This window comes from Loktanella salsilacus, assembly GCF_900114485.1.
Taxonomy (GTDB): Bacteria; Pseudomonadota; Alphaproteobacteria; order Rhodobacterales; family Rhodobacteraceae; genus Loktanella; species Loktanella salsilacus.
Genome location: NZ_FOTF01000024.1, coordinates 38,221 through 47,355, shown reverse-complemented (window position 1 = coordinate 47,355; position 9,135 = coordinate 38,221). Strand labels below are relative to the sequence as shown.

Here is a 9,135-nt window from a genome sequence, read left to right as displayed (position 1 = left end):
GTCATCGCGCCACGCGTAGAAATAGCCCCGAACCGTTGAAACCGGCGGGAAGTCGTTGGGCAACATACGCCATTGGCATCCGGTCGTTGCAATGTAGAGGAGTGCGTCGACCACGTCGCGCAAACATGTCGTACGGGGCCGACCAGTTGTCTTCGGCGGCGACATCGAAGGCGCTATCAACGCCCATTCCGCATCCTTCATATCGCTTGCGTATTTATCGCCTTTTCGATCATGTTGACGGCGGGTGAGTTCAGTCCAAGCCATTGTGATCTCCATTCAGCTTCACAACCGAACAGAATCACAAACCACTGAACTCACTCAAATAGTTTTAAATCGGGCTCTTAGACGGTAAGGGATAAAGACCGGGTAAAGATCCGCTGCGCGCGGCCCCCTCCCGGTCTTAATGCGTTAATTTTAGACTTCGTCGATCAGCTGCGCTTTGGCTTCGATCGTCAGCTCTGCCATTTTGGCGCGCAAATCGGCCTCTGACACTTTGTCGCCCAGATCGCCGTGGACCTTGCGAAACACGTCCTCGTCGCCGGCCTCTTCAAAGTCGGACTTGATCACCTCTTTGGCGTAGGCCATCGCGTCATCGCCAGATTTGCCCATCAGGTCTGCGGCCCACAGGCCAAGCAGCTTGTTGCGGCGGGCTTCGGCCTTGAACTGCATCTCTGCGTCATGGGCGAATTTATTTTCAAAGGCGTTTTCGCGGTCTTTCATGCTCGTCATCGGGCAAAATCCTGTCTGCGGGTTCCGTTAGGCAAACTATGGGGTCCGCGCGACTTGCCCGCAAGGGGGGCTTGGCGTAAGAGGCGCAGAGCGGTGGCCCGCCAACGGGGCCGCCCCCAGACGTGAGGCTTTTCATGGCACGCCGCAAATTGATCTACGAAGGCAAGGCAAAGATCCTGTACGAGGGTCCAGAGCCGGGGACCTATGTCCAGTATTTTAAGGACGATGCGACCGCTGGCAATGGTGCCAAAAAGGACGTGATCGAGGGCAAAGGCGTGTTGAACAACCGCCTGTCCGAGTATTTCATGGTCGGCCTTGGCAACATCGGCATCCCGACGCATTTCATTCGCCGCCTGAACATGCGCGAGCAGTTGATCCGCCAGGTCGAGATTATTCCGCTGGAAGTCATCGTGCGCAACTTTGCCGCCGGATCGATGGCCAAGCGTTTGGGCATGGAAGAGGGCGCCGCCCTGCCGCGCCCCATTGTCGAGTTTTCCTATAAAGACGACAAGCTGGGCGACCCGCTGGTGCCAGAGGAATACATCATCGCCTTTGGTTGGGCGAGCCAGCAGGACATGGACGATATCGTTTCTATGGCCTTGCGGGTGAACGATTTCATGTCGGGCGTGATGTATGGCGTCGGCATCAAGCTGATCGACTTCAAGATCGAAATCGGCCGCGTGTGGGACAACGAATTCCCCCGCCTTGTCGTCGCAGACGAGATCAGCCCAGATTGCTGCCGTCTGTGGGACATTGAAACCGGCCAGAAGCTGGACAAAGACGTGTTCCGCCAAGACCTTGGCAACCTCGCTGACGCTTACACCGAAGTCGCGCGGCGTTTGGGCGTTCTGCCCAGCAATGTGACTCACCGGCCCAAGCCCACGCTGATTAACTAAAGGATATCAACATCATGAAAGCCAATGTTCATGTGATGCTGAAAGACGGCGTGCTGGACCCGCAGGGCGAAGCCGTGCGTCACGCGCTGGGTGCGATGGGCTTTGAGGGCGTGAACGGCGTCCGTCAGGGCAAAGTGATCGCGCTGGATCTGGCCGACGGCACCACCGAGGCGCGCATCAAAGAGATGTGCGAAGCGCTGCTGGCCAATACGGTCATCGAATCCTACCGGATCGAAATTCTGTAAGCTTAGGGGCGACCGGCGCGGCACACAGCCTGCCGGTCGCTTTAAAATACCGCGCGCAAGGCGTTGCTGCGGTTCGAAAAACACTTCTCAGGAGCTACCCGCATGAAGGCTGCCGTCCTTGTTTTCCCCGGATCGAACTGTGACCGCGACATGGCTGTGGCCCTGCGCAAGGTTGGGGCCGATGTGACGATGGTCTGGCACAAAGACGCAGAGATCGGCGATGTCGATCTGGTCGCGGTGCCGGGCGGGTTTTCCTTTGGTGACTATCTGCGCTGCGGCGCGATTGCGGCGAATTCGCCCGTCTCGCAGGCGCTCAAGCGGCATGTGGAACGGGGCGGTTATGCGCTGGGGGTCTGCAATGGCTTTCAAGTGCTGACCGAAACCGGCCTGCTGCCCGGCGCGCTGATGCGCAACGCAGCGCTGAAGTTTGTCTGTAAATCCACGCCCTTGACGGTCGCGACCTCTGATAGCGGCTTTACCGGCGGCTATACCGCTGGCGCGACGATCACATTGCCCGTAGCGCACCACGACGGCAACTACACCGCCGAAGATGCGGTGCTGGACCAGCTGCGCGACCAAGACCGCATCGCATTCACCTATGCCGATAACTTTAACGGCAGCCGCAATGCGATCGCTGGCGTATTAAGCGAGAATCGCCGCGTGCTGGGAATGATGCCGCACCCCGAACGGGCGGTTGACGCGGCCACCGGTAATACCGACGGTCTGGCCTTGTTCCGCGGGCTTGTGCAGCAACTCGCCGACGCGTGATCGCTGGCTTGCCGGGCGCGCGCACCCGGCCTATCTAAAGCTAATGAGCCACGCGGAATTCACCACACAGACCGGCACGCTGCGGCAGGGCCGTTGGCTTTTGCGGCTCAGCGTCATTGTGGTGTGCCTGCTGGGCATGGTGACAATTTATACCACGAATCTGCTGCTCACCCAGCGCTTCACGGAAACGACCCGGAACCGGGCCGAAGTCCGCCTGACCTTTTATGTCGCCAACTTGATGAGCGAGCTGCAGCGCAATTCCATTGTGCCGCAGCTGTTGGCCCGTGATCCTGATCTGATTCAGGCCCTGTCGGCCAATAACTATGCGCTGTCGACGCAGCGGCTGCTGTCCTTCGTTGATGAAATTGGCGCGGCGTCCTTGATGTTGCTGGATAAGGACGGGCGCGCGGTCGCGGCGACGGACCGGAACCGGCTGGGGGAACAGCACCGATCTGACACGTCTTTTGTGAACGCGCTGCGCAGCAATGCGACGGTGTTTACACTCGGCGAGTCGCCTCAGGGCGGCTATAGTTTCGTCTATTCCCGGCGGATCGATCAGAATGGCTCGACCATGGGCGTCATTCAGGTCGCCGTCGATCTGGCCAAGCTGGAACGCAGCTGGGCCAGTGTGTCTGATGCGGTCTATGTCACTGACAGCACAGGCAATATCATCCTGACCACCGAACAGCGCTGGCGCGGCCTGGACGAGGCAGAGGCCCTGCGCCGTCAAACCCCGCCCACCGCGATCGAGGTAGCGCTGCGTGCCACGCAAGACTGGGCCGCGCTGCCCATCGACGCCTATTTGCGGGGCGAGGCCGTGCTGCGCCGCGAGGCGCGCGTGCCGTTCCAAGGCTGGCGCATGGTCAGCTACACCGCCTATTCGTCGGTGCGCGAACGGGTGAACGGCGTGCTGGCGCTGGAAGTCATGGGATTCGCGATCTTTTTGGCGATGATGTTCTGGTTCGCGTCCCGCAAGGCCACCAACCGGGTCGCCGTCTTTGAACGCGAATCTGCCGAACTGCGCGCCTTGAACGCTGCGCTGCAACGTGAAATCGCGGCGCGTAAGCAGGTAGAGCGTAACCTTGAGGTCGCCGAACAGACCATGGCGCAAACGTCAAAACTCGCCGCCTTGGGCGAGATGTCTGCCGCCGTCAGCCACGAGCTGAACCAGCCGCTGGCCGCGATGAAGACCTATCTGGCGGGCGCGCGCCTGCTGCTGCAGCGCAAGCGGCCAGAGGAAACCTTGTCGTCGTTTCAACGCATTGACGACCTGATCGACCGGATGGGCGCGATCACGCGGCAGTTGAAATCCTATGCGCGCAAAGGCTCTGACGCGTTTGAAGAGGTCGACACCCGCGCCGCTGTGTCATCTGCGCTGTCGATGATGGAACCGCAGCTGAAAAACCGCTATGTTGAAATCAGCCGCACGCTACCGGGCGAGCCGGCGATGATCTTTGGCGACCGCCTGCGGTTGGAACAGGTCATCATTAACCTTTTGCGCAACGCGATTGACGCCACAAAAACCGTGGCCGACCCGCGCATCGACGTTATTTTAGCACTGGGTGAGACGGTAACGCTGACCGTGCGCGATAATGGCAGCGGGATCGACGACCTCGATACGCTGTTCGAGCCGTTTTACACAACCAAACAGCCCGGCGACGGCGTAGGCCTTGGCCTTGCGATTTCGTCGGGCATCGTGAACGATCTGGGCGGACGTATGACCGCGCGGAACGGGGCAGGCGGCGGTGCCGTGTTCGAGGTACAGTTGCCCCGCCTCAAGACAGCGGCAAAAGCCGCGGAATAAGGATCAGATCCATGAGCAAAGCCATGAAAATCGCCATCGTGGATGACGAAAAGGATATGCGGCAGTCGATCAGCCAATGGCTGGCCCTGTCAGGATTCGAAACCGAAGCCTATGCCAGCGCCGAAGAAGCGTTGCGCGTGGTTGGTGCGGATTTCCCCGGTATTGTCGTAAGCGACGTGAAAATGCCCGGCATGGACGGCATGCAGTTCCTGAAAAAGCTGCGCGGCGTCGATTCGGCGCTGCCGGTCATCATGATCACCGGCCACGGCGATGTGCCCATGGCGGTCGAGGCGATGCGCGTTGGCGCGTTTGATTTTCTGGAAAAGCCGTTCAACCCGGACCGCATGACAGAGCTGGCAAAGAAAGCCTGCAACGCCCGGCGCCTGACGCTGGACAACCGTGCGCTGCGCAAGGAATTGTCCGACGGATCAGCGCTGATCAAGAAACTGATGGGCCAGTCCGCCCCGATGGAACGGCTGAAAGAAGACATCCTCGATCTGGGGCAGGCCGATGGTCACGTCCTGATCGAAGGCGAGACCGGCACCGGCAAAACGCTGGTCGCCCACGCCCTGCATGCCGTTGGTGCGCGGGCGACGAAAAAGTTCGTCCTGGTCGCCTGCGCCGCCTTTGACGAGGCAACCTTGACCCGCCGCCTGTTCGGCCCTGCGGGCGAGGAAGAGCCGATCCCCGCGATTGAAGAAGCCCGCGGCGGCACACTGGTGCTGGAGGATATCGAAAGCCTGAGCCAGACGCTGCAAGCGCGGCTTTTGACGGCAATCAACGACCAAGGCACGCCCGCCGAAACCCGCATCGTCGCGATCTGTAACCTGCAGGAGCAAGACAAGACCTGCGAATCCGTGCTGCGGCCTGACCTGTATTACCGCATCAGCGCCCTGCGCATTGTCGTGCCGCCGCTGCGCCAGCGCGGAGAGGATATCCTGACGCTGTTCACCCGTCTGTCGGACCAGTTCGCCGAAGAATACGGCTGCGACGCGCCAGAGGTGTCCGCCCAAGAAGCGGCGCAGCTGTTGCAGGCGCCTTGGCCGGGCAACGTGCGCCAGTTGATCAATGTCGCCGAACGCGCCGTGTTGCAGAACCGGCGCGGCACGGGATCCATCGCATCCTTGCTGATGGCCGACAGCGACGACAGCCGCCCGGCGATGACCACCGAAGGCAAGCCGCTGAAGGAATTCGTCGAGGCGTTCGAGCGTATGTTGATCGACAACACCATGCGCCGGCACAAAGGCTCAATCACTGCGGTGATGGAAGAACTGTGTCTGCCGCGCCGGACCTTGAACGAGAAGATGGCGAAATACACACTGTCCCGCTCTGACTATCTGTAAGCGCCGCGCCGCGTGTTAGCGATAACGCCGTGTCCCGTAGCGGGGCGCGGCGTTCTTGCGTTTAAGGGCGCGGCACACCCTAGCCGCCAAGCCTGCACGCACTTTGTGATTGTCTTATGACACCATAACCCCCTATGTATGTTCTACGGGCGGTTGGCATGACGATATGCGCAAAATCCCGGTGAGATTCTCTGATCCTATCCCGCGCGGCAAAAGCCGGTGGACAGGGTCAGCTGACTATGACCCGAAACGGTCAAAAGAACGCCCTTGGCTCGCATGTGTATTATTGTGACCGGGCATTAAACAGGCCCGCGTCACGTGGGTCAGACAAGGACCGCGATGCGAGGCGCGCAGAACAGTGACCACCAGACAGACGCCCCAAGGGGCATTGTCGTGGCCTGCGCACCCATCGCCTTAATCAGACATGACAGCCGCACTGCTGCGCCCCCCGGGGCCGAATTGCCGCGTCATGCGAATGGACAACATGAAGAAAATGCTAATCGATGCCACCCACGCGGAAGAAACCCGCGTTGTTGTGGTCGACGGAAACAAAGTCGAAGAATTTGATTTTGAAAGCCAGTTCAAGCGTCAGCTTGCTGGAAATATCTATCTAGCCAAAGTCACGCGGGTCGAACCGTCGTTACAGGCCGCGTTTGTGGACTACGGCGGCAATCGCCACGGGTTCCTCGCGTTCTCGGAAATTCACCCCGATTACTATCAGATCCCGGTCGCTGACCGTCTGGCACTGATCGCCGAAGAAAAAGCCTATGCCGCCAGCCAAAAGGCTGAGGAAGAGGACGACGCAGACGCGGACGCCTCTGAAGCCAGTGCTGACACTGACGCGGACGACGCTTCGCCCAAGCCCCGTGTGCGCCGCACACGCCGGACCCGTGGCCGTGCTGCTAACACCGCATCTGATGATGCGACCGCCACCCGCGACATCGCGGGCATGGAAACCATTGACCTGGACGATCCCGAAGAGGGGTCCAGCCCGATGGAGCTGGTCGCAGAGACTCCCGTCGACACCCCTGCCAGCGATGAAGTGCAGGACGACGATCAGGCTGATGGCGCTGACGACAGCGATGATCAGCCATCCGAGATCGAAAATGTCGACAGCGCTGATGACAGCGACGACGTGCGCCCCGTGCGCAAGCCGCGCCCCAAGCGTTACAAGATCCAAGAGGTCGTCAAAGTCCGCCAGATCATGCTGGTGCAGGTCGTCAAAGAAGAGCGCGGCAACAAAGGCGCGGCGCTGACGACATACCTGTCGCTGGCTGGCCGTTACTGCGTTCTGATGCCGAACACGGCACGTGGCGGCGGGATTTCCCGCAAGATCACCAACGTGGCCGACCGCAAAAAGCTGAAGGAAATCGCAGGCGAGATGCTGGTGCCCGAAGGCGCCGGTCTGATCATCCGCACCGCTGGCAGCCAGCGCACCCGCAACGAGATCAAGCGCGACTATGAATATCTGCAGCGCATGTGGGAAACCATCCGCGAGCTGACGCTGAAATCCATCGCCCCCGCGAAAATCTATGAAGAGGGCGATCTGATCAAGCGGACGATCCGCGATCTGTATTCCAAGGACATCGACGAAGTCATCGTCGCTGGCGAAGAAGGCTATCGCAACGCGAAAGACTTCATGCGGATGATCATGCCATCCCACGCCAAGCACGTGAAGCAATACGCTGAACAGATGCCGCTGTTCGCCCGCTACCAGTGCGAAAGCTATCTGTCGGGCATGTTTAACCCGACGGTGCAGCTGCCCTCTGGCGGTTATATCGTGATCGGCGTGACCGAGGCGCTGGTCGCCGTCGACGTCAACTCTGGCCGGGCCACGAAGGAAGGCTCGATCGAACAGACGGCGCTGAAAACCAACCTAGAGGCTGCTGACGAAGTGGCACGTCAAGCGCGCCTGCGTGACTTGGCGGGTCTGATCGTCATCGACTTCATCGACATGGATGAACGTCGCAACAACGTCGCGGTGGAAAAGCGGTTCAAGGACGCGCTGAAAACCGACCGCGCACGTATTCAGGTCGGCCGGATCTCTGGCTTCGGTCTGCTGGAAATGTCGCGTCAGCGTCTGCGCCCCGGTATGCTAGAGGCGACGACGCAGCCGTGTAGCCATTGCCACGGCACTGGCCTGCTGCGGTCCGACGACAACGTCGTGCTGAACATCCTGCGCCAGATCGAAGAAGAGGGCACACGCGGCCGTTCCAAAGAAGTCTTGGTGCGTGCGCCGGTGTCCATCGCCAACGTGCTGATGAACGGCAAGCGTGACCACGTCGCCGGGATTGAGGCGCAGTATGGCATGTCCGTGCGCGTCGAATGTGACCTGACGCTGGTGTCGCCTGATTTCGCGATCGACAAGTTCAAGACCGGGACGCGGGTTGTCCCTGACGCCTTGCCCTTCGTGGCACCCGTGATGGACGCTAAGGATTTGGCGGACGAGCAGGTCTTTGACGAGGTCGAAGAAGAGGTTGTTGTCGCAGTCGAAGAAGCGCCTGCGCAGCAAAACAGCGAAACCTCGGCCGCGAGCGAAGAAGACGCCGATGGCCAGCCCCGCAAAAAGCGGCGTCGTCGTCGGCGGCGCAAGGGCGGCCAGAACGGCGAGAATGGTGAAAACGGTGATCAGAACGAGAACGGCAACGACGACGCCGACTCCGATCAGGACGATGACGCGGCCGATGATGCCGAATCGGACGCCCCCGCTGTTGCAGCTGAGGCAGAAGCCGTCACCGATGCGCCCGCCGAAAAGCCCAAGCGCACCCGCAGCCGCCGCAAGCCCAAGGCAGACGCTGTTGCAACGGACGCCGAAGCACCCGCAGAGGCAGCAGCCGCTGATGCTGTGGCTGACGCACCTGCAGCAGACGCTGACGCAGACGCGCCAGCAGAAAAGCCAAAGCGCACCCGTAGCCGCCGCAAGCCCAAGGCAGAGGTTGCCGAAGGCGCAGAGGCTCCGGCAGAGGCAGAGGCAGATGCCGACGCGCCTGCTGAAAAGCCAAAGCCTGCCCGCCGCAGCCGCGCGCGCAAGCCCAAGGTTGAGGCCGCAACAGACGTGGTAGATGCACCAACGGACGTGCCTGCTGTGACGGCTGATGCGCCTGTGGCTGAAGCACCGGTTGCCGACGCGCCAGTGGCTGAAACGCCTGCGCCAGCAGCCCCGGTCGAGGCAACCCCGGCGCCCGCAGCGCAAGCTGCGCCAGAGGTGAAGTCTGCGCCGGTTGCAGCGCCAGAGCCTGTGGCAACGCCAGCACCTGCGCCGGAACCAACGCCTGCGCCAGAAGCCGAGGCACCAGAGGCAGAAGATAAGCCGAAAAAGCGCGGCTGGTGGTCGCTGGGCCGTTAAGGTC

General features: G+C 60.9%; 8 protein-coding genes. 6 read left to right on the top strand and 2 right to left on the bottom strand.

Features of this window, described 5'->3' with window-relative positions; all coding sequences use genetic code 11:
• Nucleotides 1-264: transposase (locus BM131_RS16565; protein ID WP_139222617.1), on the bottom strand; the 264-nt coding region annotated here is incomplete at its 3' end.
• 150 nt (nucleotides 265-414) lie between these two features.
• Complete coding sequence (locus tag BM131_RS16560) at nucleotides 415-729, bottom strand: DUF1476 domain-containing protein (RefSeq protein ID WP_090191241.1); 315 nt, start codon at nucleotides 727-729, stop codon at nucleotides 415-417.
• Nucleotides 730-863: 134 nt separating this feature from the next.
• Here BM131_RS16560 and purC point away from each other — a divergent pair, with 134 nt between their 5' ends.
• From purC to BM131_RS16530, 6 genes are all read left to right on the top strand, one after another.
• Entirely contained in the window at nucleotides 864-1,625 is a 762-nt protein-coding gene (purC, locus tag BM131_RS16555; protein ID WP_090191239.1) for a phosphoribosylaminoimidazolesuccinocarboxamide synthase, read from the top strand.
• Between the two features lie 14 nt (nucleotides 1,626-1,639).
• On the top strand, nucleotides 1,640-1,870 hold the full coding sequence (gene purS / locus BM131_RS16550; RefSeq protein WP_090191238.1) for a phosphoribosylformylglycinamidine synthase subunit PurS: 231 nt from the start codon (nucleotides 1,640-1,642) through the stop codon (nucleotides 1,868-1,870).
• A gap of 102 nt (nucleotides 1,871-1,972) precedes the next feature.
• Nucleotides 1,973-2,638: a phosphoribosylformylglycinamidine synthase subunit PurQ gene (gene purQ, locus BM131_RS16545; RefSeq protein WP_090191236.1), complete on the top strand. Its 666-nt coding sequence runs from the start codon at nucleotides 1,973-1,975 to the stop codon at nucleotides 2,636-2,638.
• 43 nt (nucleotides 2,639-2,681) lie between these two features.
• On the top strand, nucleotides 2,682-4,442 hold the full coding sequence (locus BM131_RS16540) for a sensor histidine kinase (protein WP_090191235.1): 1,761 nt from the start codon (nucleotides 2,682-2,684) through the stop codon (nucleotides 4,440-4,442).
• A gap of 11 nt (nucleotides 4,443-4,453) precedes the next feature.
• A complete protein-coding gene (locus BM131_RS16535; RefSeq protein WP_090191233.1) occupies nucleotides 4,454-5,785 on the top strand; it encodes a sigma-54-dependent transcriptional regulator in 1,332 nt (443 codons plus the stop codon).
• A gap of 475 nt (nucleotides 5,786-6,260) precedes the next feature.
• Entirely contained in the window at nucleotides 6,261-9,131 is a 2,871-nt protein-coding gene (locus tag BM131_RS16530) for an Rne/Rng family ribonuclease (RefSeq protein ID WP_090191251.1), read from the top strand.
• Nucleotides 9,132-9,135 lie beyond the last annotated feature (4 nt).

Bases quoted from the DNA above. Each gene is read 5' to 3' on its own strand.
- BM131_RS16540 (WP_090191235.1), top strand. From the start codon at position 2,682: ATGAGCCACGCGGAATTCACCACACAGACCGGCACGCTGCGGCAGGGC.
- purC (WP_090191239.1), top strand. From the start codon at position 864: ATGGCACGCCGCAAATTGATCTACGAAGGCAAGGCAAAGATCCTGTAC.
- BM131_RS16530 (WP_090191251.1), top strand. From the start codon at position 6,261: ATGGACAACATGAAGAAAATGCTAATCGATGCCACCCACGCGGAAGAA.
- BM131_RS16560 (WP_090191241.1), bottom strand. From the start codon at position 729: ATGACGAGCATGAAAGACCGCGAAAACGCCTTTGAAAATAAATTCGCC.
- BM131_RS16535 (WP_090191233.1), top strand. From the start codon at position 4,454: ATGAGCAAAGCCATGAAAATCGCCATCGTGGATGACGAAAAGGATATG.
- purS (WP_090191238.1), top strand. From the start codon at position 1,640: ATGAAAGCCAATGTTCATGTGATGCTGAAAGACGGCGTGCTGGACCCG.
- purQ (WP_090191236.1), top strand. From the start codon at position 1,973: ATGAAGGCTGCCGTCCTTGTTTTCCCCGGATCGAACTGTGACCGCGAC.